A 23,240-nucleotide genomic window follows, 5' to 3' on the forward strand; every position below is an offset into this window, starting at 1 on the left:
GAAATGCACTACCCGTTAGAGAGAATCGTTCTTTTGAAAGAAGGGTCAAAAATAGACATTCTAGAAGCAAACATAAAACCTTTACTAACTATAAACCAACTTATTAAACCTTAACTTAATGACATTGGGGGCCCGCCAAATAAAAGAAAGGAATGGGTACAAAAAAAACGGACCACCGTACAAAGTGATCCGTTTGAGGAGGAAGATGGAGTTAAACCAGAAGCTTTTCGCCGTGGAATTTGAGGTAATAATTTACCAAACCATCGATAGGGCGCTGAATAATATTGCCTACCGTGATGCCCAATTCGGCTGCTGCTTCTTTTAAAATGTCATCAAAATAAAAGGCGACACTTCCGATGAAATGAACCGGAACTTCCTTATAATATTTGAAACACATGACATGAATTCGCATAAACTCTTTCATTCCGTTGTAAACCATTTCGCGAATAAAAGGATCGTCGCGGTGATCGCTTACAAAACGCATGAAGGAGGCTAAATACACATTGGCGTGGGGCTTGCGGTAAACGTTTTCGAAAATTTCATTCTTGCCAATTTTATAACGTTCTTGAAACGCTTCTTCGAGGTTCTTGGGCAATTTTTTATACAGAAACAACTTTAATATTTGCTTTCCATAATAGCTTCCACTTCCTTCATCTCCAAGTATATATGCAAGTGCTGGTACGTCTTCACTAACTATATCTCCATCGAAAAAGCAGGAGTTAGAACCGGTACCTAGGATGCAGGAAATAGCGGGGCGACCATCGTAAGTTGCGAATGCGGAAGCCACCAAATCGTGGTCAACATAAACATGGGCATTCGGGAAAACATCTTCCAGGGCTCGCTCTACAATGGTTTTCATTTCTTTGCTTGAACATCCGGCTCCGAAAAAGAACACAAATTTCACTTGATCGGCAAATTGGAAAAGAGCGGAATTTTTGATTTCTCCGGCAATGAGATTGCGGTCGTGGAAAAATGGGTTAAAGCCCATAGTGCTAAATCCTTGTTGGTTTTTGTTTTGGTCTACCAGCATCCAATCGCATTTGGTAGAGCCACTGTCGGCTACGAGAAGCATTATTTTAGTTGGTTATTTATGGTGGGTAATTGGGTTGAGTTAATTTGTAAGGGGTTAAAGGTATCTATTTCTTTTAGGGATAGGGGCTAAGGGCTTGGTTAATTTATAAGAGGTAATCTGTTGAAAGAAAGTTAGATAAACGGCTGTCTAAAATGGTTTCGAAGATTTTTTTATTTTGGTCGTTATCCTTGGTAGCCACCATGGTACGGATGCTAAAAACCCGGAGAGCATCAACTACGCTGAGGGTTCCTTCGGCCGAATCTTTTCTGCCGTTGAATGGGAAAACATCGGGTCCACGCTGACATTGGCTGTTTACATTCACTCTGCAAACCTGGTTTACTAATTGGTCTATAAGTCCGGAAATTTCTCCGGTATTGGAGCCAAAAATACTCACTTGTTGTCCATAAGGTGAATCTACCATGTATTCGATGGGTTCAGAAATATCGTCGAATTCGAGGATTGGAATAACAGGGCCAAATTGTTCTTCGTGGTATATTTTCATGTCCTTATTAACCGGAAAAAGTACCGCGGGATAGAAGAAGGAATGATCTATTTGTCCACCATGCTCATTGATGACTTTAGCACCTTTCGAAACAGCATCATGGACCAGGTCTTTCAGGTAATCCGGTTTATCTTTTTCAGGCAATGGTGTAACAAATACTCCGGATTCCCAGGGCATTCCCATTTGAAGGGTTTTAATTTTAGCCGTGAAAGCTTCGAGGAAAGCTGTTCGGATGTTTTTATGAACAAAAACCATTTTTAAAGCTGTACACCGCTGTCCGTTAAAGGAAAGTGTTCCGGAGATAACTTCGTTGACGGTATTTTCGAGGTGACAATCGGGTAAAATTATGGCCGGATTTTTAGCTTCCAGACCTAAAACAGAACGAAGTCGGTTAGGCCTGGGGTGTGCTTTTTTAAGTGTATTGGCTATTTTGCTGGAACCGATAAATGCGAAAACATCCACTTTTCCTGTTTCCATAATGGGGGCAACGGTATCTTGGCCATGTCCATAAATAATATTAATTACACCGGGAGGAAAGCTATCCCGAAAAGCCTGGAGTAGGGGATGAAGCAATAGAATTCCGTATTTAGCCGGTTTAAGAATTACCGAATTGCCCATAATTAAAGCCGGAATTAAGGTAGCGAAGGTTTCGTTTAGCGGATAATTGTAAGGTCCCATACAAAGCACTACACCGAGGGGGCCGCGCCGAATTTGGGCATAAATTCCATCCACTTTTGTGAGCCTGCTACTTTCACGATCCAGGTTTTTTAAGGCCTCAATGGTATCGGCAATGTATAAAATAGTACGATCTACTTCCTTTTCGCTATCGGACCAGGATTTTCCGATTTCCCAAACCAGCCATTTCACAAGTTCAGGGCGTTTTTCTTTCATTTGTTTAGCAAATTTTGCTAAAGCTTCGCACCGGGTTTTAACCGTTGCAGTAGCCCAGTGCCCCCGGCCTTTATCATAACTTTTTTCGGCCGCTTCTAAGGCTTCGAGTGCTGCTTTGGAATCGAGGCTTGGACAAGTGCCCAAATAGGCACGTTCGTGTTTACCCTGGTTATGCAAATAGACCGCGGAATAAATTTCCAGTTTTTTGCCTTTCCAGGATTTGAGTATACCATTTACTAAGTAGGTATTTTGCTCAAGCGGTTGTACTTGAGCAAAATCCGGAACTTCTTCAGGTTTGGGAAAGTTAATAAGGTTCCTTTTCATTACATGGCAAGAATTTTTGAAATCCGGACAATTTCTTCGTCCACTCCGGGTTCCATGTGAATAGCTTTATCGAAAGGGGTGTAAGTTATTTTATCGTTGACCAATCCTATCATAATTTCGGATTTACCATCGAGCAAGGCTTCAACTGCTCCAACCCCCAGGCGGGAGGCAAGCAAGCGATCAAAACAGGTTGGAGAACCACCTCGTTGGGTATGACCAATAACGGCTAATTTTGGGTCGTATTCAGGAAATTTCTTTTTAATTTCTTCTACGATTTCATAAAGGTTTTTACCATTTTTTCCACCTTCAGCCACGACCACCATGCTGGAAGATTTTTCGCTTTTGGCACCCTTTTCAATTACTTTGATTAAGTCTTCGACCGAAGTTGGTTTTTCAGGAATCATCATTGCTTCTGCCCCTGCGGCAATGGCAGTACGAAGGGCAATGGCACCTGAATTTCGTCCCATGACTTCTATGAAAAACAGGCGATTGTGGCTCGAAGCCGTGTCTCGTATTTTATCAATAGCTTCCATTGCTGTATTGGTAGCGGTATCGTAACCTATGGTATAATCGGTTCCGAACAAATCGTTATCAATGGTGCCGGGTACACCTACAAAAGGGATGGAATAGGTTTGCATAAATTCCCAGGCCCCGGTAAAGGTTCCGTCTCCTCCAATTGCTACTACAGCATCAATTTCATTCTTTACCAGGTTTTGGTAAGCTAAGGCTCGACCCTCCGGAGTTTTAAATTCCTCGCAACGAGCTGTTTTAATGATGGTTCCTCCCCGTTGAATAATGTTACTAACTGAGCGGGAATTTAATTTTTCAAAATCCCCATCTATCATTCCCTGGTATCCTCTGAAAATACCGGTTACTTTTTTGTCGTAATATAAGGCAGTTCTGACAACGGCTCTCAAACAGGCATTCATTCCGGGAGCATCACCACCGCTGGTAAATACAGCAATCCTTTTGATATTTTTAGATGTTTTCATGAAATTTGGGTACAAAGAAAATTAAAAAAGTAATTACTTAGTGTTAAAATGACACTAAGTTCGTTTGATTTTTTGAAATACAAGGCAAATCACGTAAATAGTTGGAATAATTCGTGTTAATTTTGCTTAATGGAATCGCCTGTTTTGTTTTACGATGGTTATTGTGTCTTTTGCAATTTTTGGGTAAAATTCTTATATTCCAAACAAAAAAGACAGACGATATATTTTGCAAGCCTTGAATCGGAAACCTTATCAAAATTAAGCAGTTTGGGGGTAGAAGTCCCTTTGGTTGACAGTGCTTTTTATTGGGACGGAAAGCGTTTATATTCCAAATCGGATATGGCAATTCAAGTGCTTAGACAATGTTATGGAATCTGGTATATTTTGGGATTTTTTTTGGGTATTTTCCCACGTTTTATTCGGAATTTCGGTTATGATTGTATCGCAACTGTCCGTTACAAGGTCTTTGGGAAATTTGATGCTTGTCCTGTGCCACCGCCGGAGGTTCGGAATTTATTTTTGAAATAGGGGAGAGGGTTAAATTTCTTTAACAAGGAATTAACTTTAGTTATTGGTCTACCTTTGCACCATGATGATAACAGTTGAACAAGTTAAAGATGCCTTAAGCAATGTGATTGAACCGGATTTGGGAAAGGATTTAATAACCTTGAACATGGTAAAGGATATTGCGGTGGATGGAAAGAAGGTGAGTTTTACCGTTGTGCTTACAACTCCGGCATGTCCATTGAAAGATATGATTGAACGAGCCTGTATTAATGCCATAATCCATTTTGTAGATAAGGAAGCGGAAGTAAAGGTTGAAATGACCGCCAATGTTACTAGTCGCAGGACCTCCGGAGCTTTGTTGCCCGGTGTTAAGAATATCATTGCGGTTTCATCCGGAAAAGGTGGAGTTGGGAAGAGTACCGTTTCATCTAATTTGGCAGTAGCTTTGGCAAAGCAAGGCGCTAAAGTTGGCTTGGTGGATGCAGATATTTATGGTCCATCCATTCCAATTATGTTTGACGTAATGAATGAAAAGCCTATGCTTCGTAAAGTAGAGGATAGAAATTTGATTGTACCGATTGAAAGCTACGGGGTAAAATTGTTATCGATTGGATTTTTTGCTGATACGTCTCAAGCCATTGTGTGGAGAGGTCCAATGGCAACAAAGGCCTTGAATCAAATGTTTGCCGATGCGGATTGGGGTGAATTGGATTATATGATTATTGATTTACCTCCAGGAACGGGAGATATTCATTTGTCATTAATTTCTGCAGTTCCGGTAACAGGGGCGGTGGTGGTTTCAACACCTCAGATAGTTGCCCTCGCGGATGCTCAAAAAGGAGTTTCGATGTTTCAAATGCCGAATATCAATGTGCCGGTTTTAGGTATAGTTGAAAACATGGCTTGGTTTACTCCGGCTGAATTACCGGAGAATAAGTATTACATCTTTGGCAAGGATGGCGCTAAAGTTCTGGCTGAGAAATTAAATGTTCCCTTGTTAGGTCAAATCCCATTGGTACAAAGCATCCGTGAGGGTGGGGATGTTGGATACCCTACTGTTTTGCAGGAAACCTCAGCGGCAGCCTTGGCATTTACTGAATTGGCCCAAAAGGTGGCACAGCAAGTTGCTATCGTTAATTCAGCTAAAATGGCTGAAGTAACAGCCTAAGCTTTATCAGGAACCAATACCAGTCCTCCGAGAGGTGGAAGTGTTAATTCAACCGAATACCTTCTGCCATGCATTGCTATTTCTTCCACTTTCGGTTGTGCCAGATTATAATCGCTTCCTCCAAATTCGCCGGAATCGGTGTTGAGGATAATGGTTCTTTTTTGGGAATCAGGAAGTCCTATCCGGTAATTGTTTCTGGGAATAGGGGTGAGGTTCAAAATCACCACCAGATTTTGGTCTGCCTGTTTTCCTTTTCTTGTATAAGAAATCACAGAATTTCCATGGTCGTTGAAATCAATCCATTCAAATCCTTGATTGGAAAAGGCTAAATCATACAGGGCAGGGTTGGAGGTGTACAATTTGTTTAATTCGGCTATGAATTTCGATAGTCCTGAATGAAACGGATATTGCAACAGGTGCCAGTCTAAACTAAGGTGGTAATTCCATTCCGAAGTTTGTCCAAATTCATTACCCATAAACAAGAGTTTGGTTCCTGGATGGGAGAACATCCATAAATAAAGCAATCGAGTATTGGCAAATCGTTGCCATTCATCTCCTGGCATTTTTGACACAATGGCTTTTTTTCCATGAACTACTTCATCATGACTTAGGGGTAACATAAAGTTTTCAGAAAAGGCATAAGTCAAGGATTGGGTGATTTCGTTTTGATGGAATTGACGGTAATAAGGATCTCTTTGGAAATAACTAAGCGAGTCATTCATCCAGCCCATCATCCATTTCATTCCAAAACCTAAACCACCATGGGATGTTGGACGACTAACCCCGGGCCAACTGGTACTTTCTTCAGCTATGGTTTGTATTCCTTCAAATCTGGAATACAGGGTTTCATTTAATGTCTTGAAAAAATCGATGCTTTCTAGGTTTTCTCTTCCTCCATGGATATTCGGAATCCATTCACCTTGTTTGCGTGAATAATCTAAATACAGCATGGAGGCAACAGCATCAACCCTAAGACCATCGATGTGGTATTTTTCCATCCAGTACACAGCATTGGATAGCATAAAGGATTTTACTTCGTTTCTGCCAAGGTTAAATATGTAGCAATTCCAGTCCGGATGATATCCTTTGCGATGGTCTTCGTGTTCATATAAACAAGTACCATCGTATTGAAAAAGTCCATGTGCATCGAGGGGAAAGTGGGAAGGAACCCAATCCAGGTAAACCCCAATTCCGGCTTGATGAAGACGATCAACCAGTTCCATAAATTCTTGGGGATTGCCAAAACGACTGGTTGGTGCATAATAACCAATGGGTTGGTAACCCCAGCTTCCATCGAAAGGATGTTCTAAAATGGGCATAAATTCCACATGGGTAAAGCCCAGTTCTTTAACATAAGGGATGAGGTGATCACCAATTTCCCTGTAGGATAAAAAGTCATCCGGTGAAATTGGATTTCTTCTCCAGGATCCAAGGTGAAGTTCGTAAACGGAAATGGGTTTGTCTAAGGAATTGACATTTTTGCGATTAAACATCCAGTCCTGATCCTTCCATTCATACCCCAGGTTCCAGGTGATGGATGCAGTTTTGGGTCTTTTTTCCCAATAATTAGCATATGGGTCACCCTTTTCCAGAATTTTCCCATCCCGGGTGGAAATGAAATATTTATAAAGTTCCCCTTGTTGGAGATGAGGAATAAAGCCTTCCCAAATACCACTGCTATCCCAACGAGGAAAAAGGGGATGAGAACTTTGATTCCAGCCGTTGAAGTTTCCGCCTACTGAAACAGCTTTGGCATTGGGAGCCCACACTGCAAAATGAATTCCCTGAAAACCATCATGTTCCATTGGATGGTTTCCAAATAGGGTAAATAAATCAAAATGATTTCCCGAGGCAAATTTTTGAATATCGTCTTCGGTGAATCGACTAAATGGATAGGAGGTTCTTGGCATGGATTAATCCAGGTATTTTTCTAATTCACTAATGGCTTCGTTGATTCCTTTTAATGGAATGTAAACCCAGTCAGGTCTGCCATTTAATTCGTATCCCAACTCATAAATGGCTTTTTCTAAAAGGTGTAATAGCAATAAAAAATTGATTTCTTGTTTAGAGGCAAACAAGGGGTTTTCTCTTCCGATGGTTTCAAAATAGGAGGCCTGAAACGTGTCACGTATCAATTGATACCAACGGTTGCTGCTTTTTTGCAATCGGATAATGTCTAAACCCTGGGTTTCTTTTGAAAAATAAAGTTTGGCACATACAGCATAATGAAATGATCGAACCATTCCGGCCACATCCTTTAGTGGACTATGTTTGATTTTTCGCTCCACGATACTGCTTTCAGGTTCTCCTTCAAAGTCAATAATAATAAAATCGCTTCCGGTAAATAATACTTGACCAAGGTGGTAATCGCCATGTATTCGGATTCGAAGTGATTTTAATTTATTGGTTTTTATTTGGTTGAAAAACCTTAATATAACCGGTTTCTTTCGGATAAATCGTTTAGCCAGTGCTTGTGATTCAAGGTCTAGTTGGTTGATCTTGGAATCCAGCATGTTTAGCCTGGATTCAACCAAATGGGTGAGGTGCTGATGTAGCCATTTCCTGTAAAGGTTATCGTATTTTTGATGCTTAAAGGCTTTCTCTCTTGTGGGAGTATCTAAACTTAAATGCATCTCTGCTGTTCGTTTCCCAAGCAATTCAATGGCTTCAAAAACAGATTCCTTAATGGTGAATTCATGATCCAAAAAGGAAAACATGAAATCATTTAAACTATCACCGGTGCTAGCCCAACTATCCTTCTCCGCAGCAACCTTAGTCATCATCAATCCATTCGAAATAGGTGGTATTCCTTTCCTTTCCCATTTCCATCCGGCAACATAATTGGGGATATGATTGAACTTACCTTGATTCGTCAAAAAACGGATTAATTCTAACTCAGGGTTTTCTTCCCGATATAATTTTCGATAAAGCTTAAAAAAGTACTTTTTATTAAAAACGATGGAAGTATTGCTTTGGTCAAATGATTGAATTTCAGAACTTAAATACTTCTCATTTAAGTTAAAAGTTGAGCTATTTTCGAAACTCCATTTTCCGTTATAAAGAGGCTGGGATTTTCCATTCACCAATTGTTCAAATATCCATCTTCTGAAAGATTCAAAAGGGATGGCTTCTAACAGGAAAGAAGTTTCATGTTTAAATAAAACTCCACTTGTTTCATTTCTGGTACTTACTACAACCGGCCATTGATAAAATTCTATTGACTGCCCCTGATACCTTACTTCAATCAGAAAAAGATAAAAATTGAGTCCAGGTTCAGAAAGTACCGGAAAAACTTCATCTACTAAAAGTTGTTCAATGATATAACCTTTCCCTCCAAACCACCTGGCATTGGAAAGATAAGCACGTAACTCGGATGATCCTACAAAATGGTCAAAAATGGGTGGGTATTTTTTCATTTAGGAACCTGGTTGTACTAGAAATAGATGAAAAGGCCATTTGTTTGGATCTAATTCAACATAATTGCTTCCGGTATGCCATTGGTACTGTTCGTTGGTAATTAAGTCTTTAACAACAAATTGACTATAACCCATGAGTCCAATATCTTCCGGAAAGGTGTTTAACATGGACGATTGTTTATTCTGTGCATCCAGGTTAATGATAATTACTAGTCTATTTTCTCCATAAACTTTTGAAAAGGCCATCAATTGTCCATTGTCTATTTGTAATCGTCGGTAATTATTGGTGAATTGCAAGGCCGGATTATCTTTCCGAATTTGATTTATTGCCTCTATAGTTTTGGTTAATCGATTTTCCCAATTCCAACTCCAATTTCCTACTTCATACTTTTCAGAGTTTAAGTATTCTTCCTTTCCCGGAATGGAGTCTGAATACATTGCTTCATATACCGGTGAAAAAATCCCATAGTTGCTCGATAAGGTGGACGCTAAAACAAATCGGATAATAAATTGATTTTCGTTTTGAGTTTGTAAAATATAGGGATTGATATCGTGAGTATTGGGCCAAAAATTAGGCCTGAAGTATTCCTTTCTATCAGTTTGAGTTAATTCTTTCATATACTCCTCCAACTCCCATTTCGAATTTCTCCAGGTAAAGTAGGTATAACTTTGATCAAAACCTTTTTTGGCTAAATCCTCCATAATCCGAGGCCTGGTAAAGGCTTCCGATAAAAAGATAACATCCGGATGGGTAATATGGATTTGACCAATTAACCACTCCCAAAAATGAAAACTCTTGGTATGTGGATTGTCAACCCTAAATATTCTGATTCCTTGTCCAACCCAAAATTGAACGACCTCTAACCAGGCTTGCCACATGCCTTGCCAATCATTCGATTCAAAGTCCAAAGGGTAAATATCCTGGTATTTTTTGGGAGGATTTTCCGCATATTGAATAGATCCGTCAGGTCTTTCCTTGAACCAGGATTTATGCTTCTTAGCCCAGGAATGATCCGGCGAGCATTGTATTGCAAAGTCCATGGCAACTTCAATCCCCAGTTTTTCGGCTTTTTGTATGAACTGTTGGAAGTCTTTAAGTTCTCCTAATTCAGGCAAAATATCGGTATGACCGCCTAATTCGCTGCCAATTGCGTAAGGACATCCGGGTTCATTTTCTCCTGCATCTAAACTATTGTTTTTTCCTTTTCGGAATTTTTTGCCTATTGGATGAATAGGAGGGAAGTATATAATGTCAAATCCCAATTTGGAAATCCTTGGCAACAAGGCTTCACAGTCTTTAAACTTAGCGTGTTTCCCATTCTTTCCGGCACTTCTTGGAAAAAAGGAATACCAGGAACTAAAACCGGCCTTCTTCCGCTGAACTTTGATTGCAAGTACTTTGTCATGCCGGGTTGGATTATCGATTAAAGGATAATTTCTAAAATATTCCTCCAGCTTTTCGGAACAAGCAATCTGACAAGCCAATTCTAAATTCCTATCCTGTAATTCCAATTTCCATTGTTTCAAAACAGATAGTTGATCCGGATACCGTTCTTGCAATTGCTCCATAAACTGTATCCCGATTTTTAATTGCAAAGCCCATTCCTGTGGATTGTTCTCGCTTAACCTTTTCCTGAAATTATGCAACCAACTGAGTGGGTGATCAATAAATGCTTGTACTGTATATTCCCAATTTCCTTGTTCAGTACATTGAAAACTAGCCCTGTATCTGTCGTTACCTAAACCTGTCATCGATATACGATTCCATTGTTCTTTTCCCAATTTTCGAAACAATAAATCTACCGATACTAAATCATGACCGTCTGCAAAGGCATCGGCCACTACCTCAATCCATTCTCCTTCAACTCGCTTAACCGGATACTTCCCTCCCTCAATTTCCGGGTAAACATGGCAAACAACCGTCCTGGCCTTGCCATTAAGCTTTTCTAAATCAATATTCATTACCGAATTATTAGTTCGTGAAAGTATTTATCTACTGTGAATTTTATTTTTCCAAGTGCAAAATTTCTTGGTGTCAATTTATGAACCCTTCCATCTATAACCAATTCGGATGCATTGAAAGGAATGCCTGTTAATATCACTTTATATTTTTCATGGCTGGTTTTATAATCCCCCATTTTATTTTTCCATATTCTAAAACTTGATTTATTGCCTTGAACTTCCAGGGTAACTACTTTGTACCTTCCATTTTTATAACCGAAATTGTCTCCATCATCGAAATACAGTTGACTACTTTCAAAGCCTTCTTTGTAATAGGCATGTAAGGTTATTTCCTTGATGATTTTTTCGCCAATATAATTTTGTTGAGGCCATGCCGGAATTACCGCCCCTTCTTTAATAAATACCGGAATATGTTCTATGGGTGAATCAACCTGAATGGTTTGATGCCCCTGAAATTTCCTGTCATCCCAATTGTGATACCAGTTTCCTTTCGGTAAATAAACATCCATGCTGGTTTGGCCTGAGGAATAAACCGGAGCAACCAATAGGTGATCCCCCAATAAAAATTGATTTTGGTTGGTTACAGAACTTGGGTCATGTTGGTCATAAAAGGCTAAAGGACGTATCATGGGGGTTCCATACCTCGAGTTTTGCCAAAAAGTTGTATAAAAATAGGGCATTAAACGATACCTCATCTGAATAGCTTTCTTGCAAATTCGCTCATAAAATGGACCAAAACTCCAAGGCTCCTGATTAAAACCTGTTTCATTGCTTGCGCTATGCGATCTGAAAAATGGATGAAAGGCCGCCATCTGAACCCATCTGGTATAAAGTTCTCCATCCGGCTCCCCGATAAACCCTCCAACATCGCTGCCGGCAAAGGAAATTCCCGAAACACTTAAGCTGATTAATTGTTGGGCTGCTAACCACAAATGTTCCCACGATGCCGAATTATCGCCGGTCCATACACAACTGTATTTTTGTATACCTGCGTAAGCTGATCGGGTTATAACAAACGGGCGATGTGGCATTTGATACCTTTTCAAACCCTGATAAGTGCTCATCGCCATCAAATGTCCGTATACATTATGCGCTTTTCGGTGACTGCAAGGGTCACCATCATAATCGTGTCTTACATCTTCCGGAAAGGTGCCAATTTCAAATACTGCGGGTTCGTTCATATCGTTCCAAACTCCTCGTATTCCGTTTTCAGCCAATACTTTAAACTGACTACTCCACCATTTCCGGGTTTCCGGGTTGGTGTAATCCGGAAAAACACATTTGCCCGGCCAAACATCTCCTTCCATCAAGGCTCCATCTTGTCGCTTGCAAAACACATTGGCTGCCATCCCCGATTTATAAACCTCGTAATCAGGATCTACCTTAATTCCCGGATCAATGATTACTACCGTTTTCATTCCCATCTTCTCCAAATCTTCTGTCAGTTTCTTGGGCTCCGGAAAATGAGTTTTAGAAAAGGTAAAACACCTGAATCCTTCCATGTAATCAATGTCCAAATGAATAGCGTCACAGGGTATATTTCTACTTCTAAATTCTTTGGCAATTTCCATCACCTTGGTGTCCGGAAAATAACTCCATCGACTTTGCTGGTAACCCAAAGCCCACAAAGGTGGTAATTCAGGTGTTCCGGTTAATCGGGCATAACTCTGGGCTACCGTTAATAATTGAGGACCATAGATAAAATAATAATTCATCTGCCCACCTCTGGCCCAATAACTCGTTGTGTCTTGATTTTCCTTTCCAAAATCAAAAATGGTTCTAAAGGTATTGTCAAAAAATATCCCATAACCGGTACCATGGTGTAATCCATAATAAAATGGAATGTTTTTGTACAATGGATCGGTGTCTTTACCATATCCGTAAGCATCTGTTCCATAATTTTCAAACCGCTTTCCACGTAAATTAATACCGGTAGGCTTATCTCCCAAACCAAAAAACTGCTCTCCTTCCTGAATCTCTTTCGAAACAAATACAATTTTCCCGCCCTTCCATAAATAATGTTGCCAATGAAAGCCTGACGAATCTTTCACAATCAGGTTATGTTCCTTGTCATACATTCCCACTTTTAAATTCTCCTTCGCAATTTCTGCATCTACCAAGGCCGTCGATACAATAAAATGAGTTGACGTTTCAGTTATCGAAAGCTGTATTAGCGATTCCTCAAACTTGTCTGAAATGGCATATGAATGATCCCTTTGAAAATTCCCGTCGCTCGCATACCTGAATCGTAAAATCCGGTCGCTTAATACCATTAATTCCAGGATGGTTTCAGAAGTGTAAAATAAAAAAATGTTGCCATTTCGCTCCCAACTCTTAATTCCGTCAGGATAATATTTGGCCGAATATTTATTGTTCGTTGTAGTTACTTGCATGCTTCAATTCCCGAGTTCAACTTAGCAAAGATAATGGGTTTACGAATAAAATTCACTTAGTGTTATATTGACAATAAGTATTGTTGAAAAATTGCCAGTCGCTTACTTGCGTTTTTTTGATTTTCTCCGGAAAAGTTTTTGAGAAATATGGATTATTACAACCTTCAACTATTCAAATGTAAGTTTTTATTAATTATTAGGCGGGTCCCATTCGCCTCCCTAATTTCCTCAAACTTTTAATTTTCTGCAAGGGCTCATGGTCGGGCTATCGGCTGTAATCCTCGGCATACTCCGCTAGCGCTGCGTATGCCTGTGGGTTACTTGCCTCTATCCCTACCCGGACGGTATCTCGATTGATTGTATAATTTCATAATTTAGAAAGTTCTAATATTTTTTGCTATAATTGCACAAACAAACCAATGGTTAATCATCGTTTTTTGAAACAAAATTTAATTATTCCTGCACAAGTCTTAATTGTGCTCACCGTATTAACTTTAAATTTCTCTACGCTTTTTGCACAGGAAAATTCCACTGAAAAGAGAAATCAACATCAAATCGGAGTGAATGCCTCCTATTTTTTTAAACAATTTCTTAATCTAGGCTCAAGCAATTCCCTAAGCATCAGTCCATATATTTTGTCTTATAAAATTGTAGACCGCAAGCACCATGGTTTTAGAATGGGTGCTGGTTTAAGTATGCAATCATCTAATCAAAATCCCGACAGTACCAATTCCGTTAAAAATTCAACTTCTGCATACAACCTTCGTTTCGGATACGAATATCAAAAGGAATTAGGCCCCAAATGGCTTTGTTTTTTTGGAGCAGATGGATTGTTTAACTATGCATTGGATAAAACAACTACCAACAACGGCTTCGATAAAGTTTCTAATACCGATGTATTACTAACCTATGGTGGGGGACCGGTTTTGGGATTTCAATACAATATCTCTAAGCATATTTCCCTTTTTACTGAAACCGGAATTTATGCCTTGGTAGGGCAGTCTGTTTCTAAATCAAGCTTTACCAACAATCCTCAATTTAATGAGGAAACCAAAACCAATGTAAGCAGTGTTTCTTTTTTGTTACCAACGTCTTTATTTTTAGTTGTTCGCTTTTAAAATACTAAACTATGAAATTATCCTTTTCCCTTTGCTTTGTCGCCATCCTTTCCATGATGGTATTTTATTCCTGTCAAAAGGAAAATACTGAATCCAATCGCCTCTCCGAACCCAATTTACCTGAAACTTCTTACAGCTATTATCCAAGCAGTATTCCGGCTGATTTATCAGATTTATTGTTAGCCATTTCTCCTTCTAACAATCCCTTAACAGATCAAGGTGCAACTTTAGGCAGGGTTTTATTTTATGATAGAGCTCTTTCTCAAAACAACATGGTGAGCTGCGGAAGTTGTCATAAGCAACAATTTGGTTTTGCTGATAATCAAGCCTTTAGTACCGGATTTGAATTGAAAAAAACCAAACGAAATAGCATGGCCATTCTCAATGCTGCTTCTCAATCCGGCTATTTTTGGGATTTAAGAGCCAATACGCTCGAAGAGCAAGTGCTGATGCCGGTAAAAAATCACATCGAAATGGGATTGGAAAACCCAAATGTTCTTCCAATAAAACTGAATAAAATTTCCTACTATCCCGATTTGTTCGAAAAGGCCTTTGGTTCTAAGGAAATTACCTTGGAACGAATTTCGAAGGCCATGTCCCAATTTATCCGATCTATGGTGAGTGTAAATTCCAAATGGGACCAAGGCCGCGCTGCTAATTTCACCAACTACACTCCACAAGAAGCATTGGGTAAAAAGATCTTTGATGATTCCAGATGCTCTAGTTGCCACTCCAACAACGATCTTAGACCGGGCTGGAATTTCACAGCCAATATTGGACTGGATTTGGTTTATGCCGATTCCGGTGTGGCAGCACTTCCAAATGCCAGCCCAAGTCAAAATGGAGAATTTCAGATTCCTTCCTTGCGCAATATTGCAATGACGGCACCTTATATGCACGACGGACGTTTTGCAACCCTCGACGAAGTGCTGGATCACTATAGCACAGGAATTAAAGCAAATCCATACTTGCATTGGAATTTACGACAATTTACCGGAGGTGGACCTTTCGAAGGTGACCCATTGGTAAATTCAATCCAGAATTTCGGTGGGGAGGTAAAACCTGTTCAATTCAACTTTACTAAAAATCAAAAGGAAGCTATAATAGCTTTCCTTAAAACCCTTACTGACGAAAATTTGGTTAATGACCCTAAATTTTCAGACCCGTTTGTAAAAAAATAGTTTTCTTCTATTTTTACAAAAAAAATCGTTTCTTCGCAGCAATGATAAAGAAAGTAATCTATTTCTCCTGTGCCATAACTTTGATAAGTTTGGCTGCTTGTACCTTTCCAAAGTATGAAGTAAAGTACGAAGTTCAATGCACTAAATGCGAAGTAAGCTACAATAAAGAGAAGGATGAAAATGTTCAGAGGGAAGCTGCTACAGGTTCTTGGACCTATTCATTTAGAGCTTACGAAAATCAAAGTTTGTCCTTGGCAGCACAAAATGTAGATACCCTTTCGGATAGAGTTTGGGTATCCATTTCCATCAACGGTGAAGTGGTAGATTCTATTTCCAGATCAGGTAAACCCTGGTGTGGAGCAATAGCCAAATACAAAGTGGTTAAATAAGGCAGCTAGAAAACGCTTAAGCTGTTTATTTTAAGTCAATTAAGCACCTATATACCCTGGCCGACTGCAATATTTTTTTTTAAAACAACATAAATTCCTTGCAGAAACCTAATAGATACCTTGGAATTTTGGGTTTAAACATAAACGACTAGGTAACGCATCGGGCAACGATAGAGGCAAGTAGCCCACAGGACCACTACGGCTTTAGCCTAGTGGGACGAGGACTACAGCCGATAGCGTGACCCGAACGCCCATGCAGGTTGTTTGGGGCATACTAAAAAGCCGGTTGGGCGGAGGGGGCCCGCATAGAAAGTATTTTAATAGAAGGTAGAATCCTCCAAGTTGACCTTTTAACAAGCCCTGAATAATCCTATTGTTGGCTTACTTTTTTTAATTCTTCCCAAAATCCGGGGTAAGATTTTTGCACAGTTTCAGGTTGCTCAATACACAGGCCAAGTTTGGTTCCTGCAATAGCAAATGCCATAGTTATTCGATGGTCCTGATAGCTTGAAACCGGATCTGTTCCGATTAATAAATCACCGGAAACCTTCCAAAATCCGGGTTCAGTTTCATACAATCGCACTCCAAGTTTTTGTAATTCATTTCTAACGGCTTCTAAACGGTTGGATTCTTTGTATTGCAAAGTTTGTAAACCGGTCAGGCTAAATTGATCCTGATGATTCAAGGGTAAGGCCGCCAAGGATAAAGCCAAACAAGGAAATAGGTCAGGACTATCCTTTAAATCAAATATCCTGGGCTCTAATCCAATCTTTCCTGAATGATGAATGTATAAACCGGATTCACTTTCAACTGTTTCAATTCCGAGATAGGAAAAAAACAAGGCAGTTACCCGGTCGGCCTGGATAGAGTTTAAATGCAACCCTTTCAAATGAATTCCAATTCCTGGATGAAAACAGACCATTTCATACCAAAATCCTGCACTGCTCCAATCTTTTTCAATGACGTAGGTGTGAATGCTTAAGTCTGATTTGGGTGCGGTTCTGATACAGTTTTTACTTATCCACCGAGCCGGTATACCCCAAGCATTAAGCATGGCTACAGTGGTTTCGATATATGGCAAAGAGGCCGGATTTTCAGGCGATAATTCCAATTCTACCGGGTGTGGAAACATTGGACTCACTAGTAGAATTCCTGATGCAAATTGGCTGCTCTGGCTGCAATCAATACTAATTTTGTCCGGAAATTTTTTGGGAATAGTTCCATGGATTTGTAAAGGTGCAAAGCCAGGTTTTGCTAAATATGTTATTTGAAAGCCTATGGCTTGTAGTGTATCAACCAAGGGTTTAATTGGTCGTTCATGAAGCCTTTCAGTTCCTTTAATTACAACTGATTTTCCTGAGAAACAGGCATAAGCCACTAAAAATCGAAAAGCAGTTCCTGCATCCTCCACGTCCCAAACATCGGAATTTGATTGCAAAATCTTTTGCATAACCAAGGAATCATTGGAAGGTGAAATACCGCTTAATTCCACCTCCTTTCCAATGGCTTTTTGCAGCAATAATGCTCTATTCGTGATGCTTTTTGAATAGGTTAAATCAACCGATGCTATGGTGCGATCTAAAGAAAGCTTTTCAACACGGAGACTTTCCATGTCTTATTTTTTCTGCATATTCAACAAATTGATTTCCTTTTCGGTCAGGAACCTGTATCTGCCCCGAGGTAAATCTTTTTTGGTTAATCCGGCAAAAATTACCCGATCCAGCTTAACAACTTCATAACCTAGCGATTCAAATATTCTGCGTACAATTCTGTTCTTTCCACTATGTAGTTCCACTCCTAATTCACGTTTATCGCCTGTATCTCCGGCATAAACAATTTGATCCACCTGAATGGGTCCATCTTCTAAAATTAAGCCATTGGCAATTTTATCAAAATCTACTTTCTTTAAAGGATTATCCAGGTAAACATGGTAAAGTTTTTTAGCTCCATGGCTGGGATGAGTAAGGCGTTTGGCCATATCTCCATCGTTGGTAAAAAGCAATAAACCGGTAGTTGCTCTATCCAATCTTCCAACCGGATATATTCGCTCTTTGCAGGCACCTTTTAGCAATTCCATCACTGTTTTCCTTTTCTCCGGATCGTCAGTAGTGGTAATGTAATCCTTAGGTTTATTTAAAAGAAGATAAACCTTTTTTTCCTTATTCAGGGTTTGACCTCCATAATTAACCTTGTCTCCGGGCATTACTTTGTATCCAAGTTCCGTTACAATTTTGCCATTTACTTTAACTGCCCCTGCTGAAATTAACTCGTCTGCCTCTCTTCTTGAACATATTCCCGAATTGGAAATGTATTTATTCAATCGGATTTGTCCATCGTCTTCACTTTCTCTTTTTGGCTTGGTATAAGCCGAAGATTTGGTAGGTGTGGGGGTTAAACTAAAGTTATCATCTTCTCTAAAGGCCTTGGTTTTACCGGGTTTGTTCGATGATTTGGAAAATGATTTCGAACCTTCTTTTGAGTAGCGATTGTTTGATTTGGAAAAGGATTTCTTTTCATTTCTTTCAAAGTCACCTCCTTCAGAAGTATCAAAATTTGATTTCTCACTTTTTTCGAAACGATTGGAACCTGATTTCCCATATGGTTTTTTGGAGGATTTTTCAAAACCATCAGATCCTGATTTGTTAAAACCCGGTCTCGATGTTTTTTCTCCTCTTTCAAAGGGTTGGTCAAAACCTTCTTTTTTGCTGAAGCTTTTCCTTCCGGGTTTTAATTCTTTATTGCCATTGAAACTATCACCTGATTTTCTTTCCGGTTTTTCGTACCCATCCGATTCGGACTTGCCATAAGACTTACGACCCTGTTTAAAATCCCCCCTTGCAGAAGGTTTATCAAAGTTGTCTTGGTCCTTTTTATCGTAATTTTTCCGTCCGGATTTAAAGTCTTTCTTTCCTTCAAATCTTGAAGCCTTGTTTCTTTCTCCACTCTCAAATCCTTCAGAATTAGATTTACCCGGACTTCTTTTATTGAATTTAAACGTACCTCTTTCTTCAAAACTACTTGACGATCTGCGTTCTTCTCCATCTCTGGATTTTCCTGCATATCCGCTTGAATTGCCTCTTCCTTTGGAGAATTTTGGCTTTTCATCGGAACCACCATTTGAGCTATCCTTCATTCTTTCCCAAGGTTTGGGTTTGCCAAACTTCTTTTCGGGTTTATCTCCTGATTCTTTTCTGGGTTTGCGATTCGGTTTATCCTCCGAATTACTTTTTTTAAAGGCCGGTTTATCCGATCTGCTCGAATTTGAACTACGTTTTTCGTTATCCTTTCTTGGACGATTTATCATGCTGCAAAGGTAGCTAAAATAGCGAGCTTTGTCTGAGGTAAAAGCATTGCTTAATTAGCCCCTGAAATAGGGAAATTAAAAGTAGGTAGTTTCCTTAGTTTTTAAGGTTGCCTTTACCAAAAAAGCTATTTTCCGTAGAAAAGAAGTTTAAATTACAAAAGGACATTTTGTATTTACCATTTCCCAGGTTTTCCACATATACGGTATCATTGGCTGCTGCGGTATAGAAAAAACTAGAGGTTCCTCCAAAAACTCCGGAAACACAACAATTCATATTAGAATTTTCATCTAAACTGCTGGCAGTAATGTATTTTCCGGTAATGGGTTCTTCAAAAAAGTAAAATGACATATCGCCTACACTGCCATTACCTGTTAATGCAAAATTCCCCTGATAAAGATTGATTCCAGCTTCAATAAAAACACTATTAAAATAAATAGGATAAGAACCATTGTCCATGGTATTGGGTGATATGGTGCAAGGAGGTAGAATCCAGGCAGGATCCAAGGTTTTGAAGGTTTTATCGGGGCCATAATAGGTACCTTCTGAATTAATGGCATAAGCACGGACATGGTATTCGGTGTTGGGCAGTAAACCGGTGGCTGTAATGGTATAACTTCCTAATCCTTCTCCTACCACAATAGTAGAATCGGCAACAGTTGGATTCAGTGACTGTGAAATACAAACCCCTCTTTGAGTAATAGTTGAACCTCCGTCGTTATCGATAGAACAATTAAATGTAGCAGTAGTGTTGGTAATGTTGGAAGGAGTTCCGGTTACTATGCTAACACCACCCCAATTTTCTTTTATGCAAGATGTTAGTGCTAAAAAAACGAAGCTACAGCCTACAACAGCGGTTTGTAATTTAATTTTCATATCGATAGAATACAGGATAATGCAAAAGACCAGTTAAAACTGGTCTTTTGCATATTAGATTGAATTAATCTTTGTCTTGAAATTTGATTTGAACCGGGTTAGTCTGACCTCTTCCGTATGCGATATTAATGATGATATCATCGGTTACCTGATTAAATTCCCTTGGACGCAAAGTTCGTTTTAGATCTTTCACATCAAACAATGTTTTGCGATACATATTTCCATCCGGATCAATGCGAACCGAAGTAACCATTCCACCCCAATTGTCAACATGAGATGCCGGTTCTTGATCTGGTTTTAAATTGGCATTTTTGGCATTATCCATGAAAATTACATAGTGGTTTCCTTGGTGGTAGTGGTAGTAATACGACATGGTATTTGCGTTTGAATAACCTCTAAAAATATTTTCAGAAGAACCATTTTGAGATTTAGGGATTTTCTTCACCCAAATCATTTCTCCATCGTTATCCATGTAAATGATATAAATATCTTTATAGTAATAGTGGTAAATGGTTTTGTAACCATATTTTTCAACACGGATAGTCATGGTCCACTTCCATTCTTCAGCAGTAACAGTCATAGTACCGTCTGAATTAAAAACAACCTGGTCCATTTCTAAATTATACAACTCCTGATCTCCATCTTTTCCGCTTTTGCTTTCGCGTTTTTCCATTTTCTTTTTGCTGCGAATAGACTCAAATTGTTTTATCACATTGTCAGGAATTTCATTAAAAACCAATTCGCCAAACTTAGTTCCATCGTGGTTGGCTACTAAAATTCCATCTACACCGTGTTTTTCATTGGAGTAAAAGCCTAAGAGTTTCAAGGAACCTTTACTATCGGAATAAATTCCCAAAGAACGGATGTATTTTAATTTTGCATCAACGTCAATAACTTCCAACTCCTTGGAGTCTTTTACAACTTTCAAAAGTTTAAAATCTCGTTTAGTTTCTTCCTTTTTTTCTTTATCTTTTTTGTCTTTTGGTGCTTTTTTCTCTATTAGAATATATACTGATTCGGAATTATCAATTTGATAGTCCAAATTATCCATTGCGGCTTCGGTAAATGGCATTTTAACCTCTCTACCCCATGACTTATTAAAGTTTTCATCGAACACAAAAATTCCGATAACATCTTTGTTTTTGCTATCGTCTTTTTCTTCCGGTTTAATTCGATATTTTACTGCAACTTTGGTTGAATCATGGTTAAAGTAAAAACTGTACTTGTCCTTAACTGCGAAACCATAGGCACTACCGGTACTTGCAAAAGTGCCTGAAAGTCGCTTGGAATCAAGAATTTTTCTGGATTTTCCAATTGGTTTAAAACTTTTACGATCAAATTCCAAAACATACAATTGCTCCTTTTCATTCTTTTTATCCCAAACTGAATACAACCAAAACAAGTGATTTCTCATGGTAAGAAAGCCTTCATTGGTTAAATCTTTAGGGTAATTCTTTAAATCAAATACTTCCTGGCCTTTGGGTTTAAGATCTAAATCGTATTTTAAGAAAATGATATCTTTTTTGGGTTTAATACAAACTTGAACCAAACCATTCTCCTTATCACCAAAAAATCCACCATCGAGGTGCTTCTTGGGAAATTTAAAATCTTCTCCCCATTTGATTTTGACATTATCGTCTTTCTTTACTGTTCCTTTCTGAGCCCAAGCTGAAAAACTAAAGCTAATTGCTAAAAAAAGGATTAAAAATTTTGATTGCAATTAAATAATGAATTTTAAGAATGTTGGCGAAAATAAGCTAAATCATTACAAATAAATTATTTGTCGATAATTTTTCAAGAATAAAATTAATCCATATCCGGATAAATATTTCCAGTAGAATTTATTTAACAGAAAATAGGTTTGTAAAGTAATTGCATAACAAGCAGCCTTAATATATGTCACTTTTTTGCACCGGGTTAGGGGGATTGGTAGGGAAGGGATAGAGGTAGATTACCCAAAAGAGTTGGCCGACACGAACACTTTCGGGGATGCCAACGACGAGAGCTACTGCCGAAAGGGCCTACCATAAGACATTCGTATTTTTTAATTATGAACTATTTGCCTGTGACGAATGGGACCCGCCAAATAATAGTTAAAAATTTACTAAAGATTCACCTTGAATTTACTAGCCATTTTACCCAATTGTTCATCATCAATTCCATGGGTGTTTTTGCCATTATGACGATTTTCAACCACTAAATAGAAACATTGATAACCAAATTCCTCCGCCATCTTTTGGTAAGGTAACATTTCCCATTCCAACGTAAAAGTATTGTCGAGAATGATTTTTGAAATCCCATTCCTCATGCTTTCCCGGGTTAAATTTTCACATTGCTTGTAAGCCAAATGATTCTCTGAAAAAATAAAGCTATAATTTCCTTTTTCATCGGTAAAATAGTCGTCAACGGAATAAACCGGATATTTGCCATTCTCGGATAAAACCTTAGCCAGGGTTGACTTTCCGCTCCCGGGTAAACCTCTCAATAAAATCAGCGAATTCATGGCTAACGCTTTAAAGGTGAATCGATAGGAGTGGCACTTAATTTAATATCTTCACGATTTGATAATTCATTCAAATCCATTCCATTAAGATAGTTATTTTCTTCTTGTTGTTTAAGTATTACCGGCATGCGTAATCCTACATTATGAATTTCGGACATCAAGGTATTTGCTTCGGTAGTTAGAATGGTGTACGTGAAAATTTCCCTTCCATTTTCCGGATTTTTCCATTTGGAATATAATCCTGCAAAAGAGAACAATTCCTGATTTTCTAACCCAATAGAATAGCATTGTTTGTTTTTACCTTTTTCATCCAAATGTTTCCATTCGAAAAAACCATCTGCCGGAATTAAACAACGGTTATTAACCACATTTTTAAAGGATGGCAATTGGTGAACTGTTTCAATCTTAGCGTTTAAGGTGGAATTGGCAATTTTATTATCCTTGGCCCAAAATGGAATTAAACCCCAACTCATCAGGTGCAAAAGATGTGGTTCTTTGTTGCTTATTGCCGGAAGCCATGGGTGATTGTATCCGTTGATATGTGTTTTTTCCTCGAAAAGTTCCTTATCCTCTACACTCATAATGGCTTTAAAACGCTCTTCAATTTTGATTACTTTCTTGGTGATTTTATAATGGTAACACAT

18 protein-coding genes are annotated in these 23,240 nt (G+C 38.8%); 5 read left to right on the forward strand and 13 right to left on the reverse strand.

The features are described from left to right. Positions 1 to 211: 211 nt before the first annotated feature. The 3 genes from K1X82_06995 to pfkA form a co-directional block, all read right to left on the reverse strand. Positions 212 to 1,072, reverse strand: a complete 861-nt coding sequence (locus K1X82_06995; protein ID MBX7181840.1) for an ATPase — start codon at positions 1,070 to 1,072, stop codon at positions 212 to 214. 103 nt (positions 1,073 to 1,175) lie between these two features. Further along, complete coding sequence (locus K1X82_07000) at positions 1,176 to 2,789, reverse strand: NADP-dependent glyceraldehyde-3-phosphate dehydrogenase (protein ID MBX7181841.1); 1,614 nt, start codon at positions 2,787 to 2,789, stop codon at positions 1,176 to 1,178. Next, complete coding sequence (gene pfkA, locus K1X82_07005) at positions 2,789 to 3,781, reverse strand: 6-phosphofructokinase (protein MBX7181842.1); 993 nt, start codon at positions 3,779 to 3,781, stop codon at positions 2,789 to 2,791. Before pfkA ends, K1X82_07000 begins: the two co-directional genes overlap by 1 nt. Positions 3,782 to 3,910: 129 nt before the next feature. On the opposite strand from pfkA, the gene K1X82_07010 reads away from it, so the two are divergent. After that, positions 3,911 to 4,309 carry a DCC1-like thiol-disulfide oxidoreductase family protein gene (locus K1X82_07010; protein MBX7181843.1) on the forward strand — a complete coding sequence of 133 codons (399 nt, stop codon included), beginning with the start codon at positions 3,911 to 3,913 and terminating at the stop codon, positions 4,307 to 4,309. A 61-nt stretch (positions 4,310 to 4,370) separates the two neighbouring features. Next, on the forward strand, positions 4,371 to 5,456 hold the full coding sequence (locus K1X82_07015) for an Mrp/NBP35 family ATP-binding protein (protein MBX7181844.1): 1,086 nt from the start codon (positions 4,371 to 4,373) through the stop codon (positions 5,454 to 5,456). Here K1X82_07015 and glgB read toward each other — a convergent pair. Genes glgB through K1X82_07035 form a run of 4 tightly spaced genes read right to left on the reverse strand, consistent with a single transcriptional unit; the run spans position 5,453 to position 13,227 of the window. Then, positions 5,453 to 7,366 (reverse strand): 1,4-alpha-glucan branching protein GlgB, encoded by a 1,914-nt coding sequence (gene glgB / locus K1X82_07020; GenBank protein MBX7181845.1) that lies wholly within the window; start codon positions 7,364 to 7,366, stop codon positions 5,453 to 5,455. The genes K1X82_07015 and glgB overlap by 4 nt on opposite strands. A gap of 3 nt (positions 7,367 to 7,369) precedes the next feature. Beyond that, positions 7,370 to 8,872 carry a trehalose synthase gene (locus K1X82_07025; protein MBX7181846.1) on the reverse strand — a complete coding sequence of 501 codons (1,503 nt, stop codon included), beginning with the start codon at positions 8,870 to 8,872 and terminating at the stop codon, positions 7,370 to 7,372. Continuing rightward, complete coding sequence (locus K1X82_07030) at positions 8,873 to 10,834, reverse strand: alpha-1,4-glucan--maltose-1-phosphate maltosyltransferase (GenBank protein ID MBX7181847.1); 1,962 nt, start codon at positions 10,832 to 10,834, stop codon at positions 8,873 to 8,875. Continuing rightward, the gene (locus tag K1X82_07035; GenBank protein MBX7181848.1) at positions 10,834 to 13,227 is read right to left on the reverse strand and encodes a glycoside hydrolase family 31 protein; all 2,394 of its coding nucleotides are present in this window, start codon (positions 13,225 to 13,227) and stop codon (positions 10,834 to 10,836) included. The genes K1X82_07030 and K1X82_07035 overlap by 1 nt, the downstream gene beginning before the upstream one ends. 419 nt (positions 13,228 to 13,646) lie before the next feature. On the opposite strand from K1X82_07035, the gene K1X82_07040 reads away from it, so the two are divergent. The 3 genes from K1X82_07040 to K1X82_07050 are packed head-to-tail and all read left to right on the forward strand — an operon-like array spanning position 13,647 to position 15,915. Beyond that, positions 13,647 to 14,345 carry a porin family protein gene (locus K1X82_07040; GenBank protein ID MBX7181849.1) on the forward strand — a complete coding sequence of 233 codons (699 nt, stop codon included), beginning with the start codon at positions 13,647 to 13,649 and terminating at the stop codon, positions 14,343 to 14,345. An 11-nt stretch (positions 14,346 to 14,356) separates the two neighbouring features. Then, positions 14,357 to 15,526, forward strand: coding sequence for a cytochrome-c peroxidase (locus K1X82_07045; protein ID MBX7181850.1), 1,170 nt, complete (start codon positions 14,357 to 14,359; stop codon positions 15,524 to 15,526). Between the two features lie 41 nt (positions 15,527 to 15,567). Next, positions 15,568 to 15,915: a hypothetical protein gene (locus tag K1X82_07050; protein ID MBX7181851.1), complete on the forward strand. Its 348-nt coding sequence runs from the start codon at positions 15,568 to 15,570 to the stop codon at positions 15,913 to 15,915. 370 nt (positions 15,916 to 16,285) lie between these two features. Here K1X82_07050 and K1X82_07055 read toward each other — a convergent pair whose 3' ends face one another. The 6 genes from K1X82_07055 to K1X82_07080 all read right to left on the reverse strand — a co-directional run bounded on the left by K1X82_07055 (position 16,286) and on the right by K1X82_07080 (position 23,240). Continuing rightward, entirely contained in the window at positions 16,286 to 17,527 is a 1,242-nt protein-coding gene (locus K1X82_07055; protein ID MBX7181852.1) for a hypothetical protein, read from the reverse strand. 3 nt (positions 17,528 to 17,530) lie between these two features. Further along, positions 17,531 to 19,048: an rRNA pseudouridine synthase gene (locus K1X82_07060; GenBank protein MBX7181853.1), complete on the reverse strand. Its 1,518-nt coding sequence runs from the start codon at positions 19,046 to 19,048 to the stop codon at positions 17,531 to 17,533. 265 nt (positions 19,049 to 19,313) lie between these two features. After that, positions 19,314 to 20,093: a fibronectin type III domain-containing protein gene (locus K1X82_07065; GenBank protein MBX7181854.1), complete on the reverse strand. Its 780-nt coding sequence runs from the start codon at positions 20,091 to 20,093 to the stop codon at positions 19,314 to 19,316. 64 nt (positions 20,094 to 20,157) lie between these two features. Next, positions 20,158 to 21,813 (reverse strand): hypothetical protein, encoded by a 1,656-nt coding sequence (locus tag K1X82_07070; GenBank protein ID MBX7181855.1) that lies wholly within the window; start codon positions 21,811 to 21,813, stop codon positions 20,158 to 20,160. Positions 21,814 to 22,197: 384 nt separating this feature from the next. Beyond that, the gene (locus K1X82_07075) at positions 22,198 to 22,596 is read right to left on the reverse strand and encodes an ATP-binding protein (protein ID MBX7181856.1); all 399 of its coding nucleotides are present in this window, start codon (positions 22,594 to 22,596) and stop codon (positions 22,198 to 22,200) included. Positions 22,597 to 22,598: 2 nt separating this feature from the next. Beyond that, on the reverse strand, positions 22,599 to 23,240 hold the full coding sequence (locus tag K1X82_07080; protein MBX7181857.1) for an SOS response-associated peptidase: 642 nt from the start codon (positions 23,238 to 23,240) through the stop codon (positions 22,599 to 22,601).

The sequence above is a fragment of the Bacteroidia bacterium genome (genome assembly GCA_019695265.1).
Taxonomy (GTDB): domain Bacteria; phylum Bacteroidota; class Bacteroidia; order JAIBAJ01; family JAIBAJ01; genus JAIBAJ01.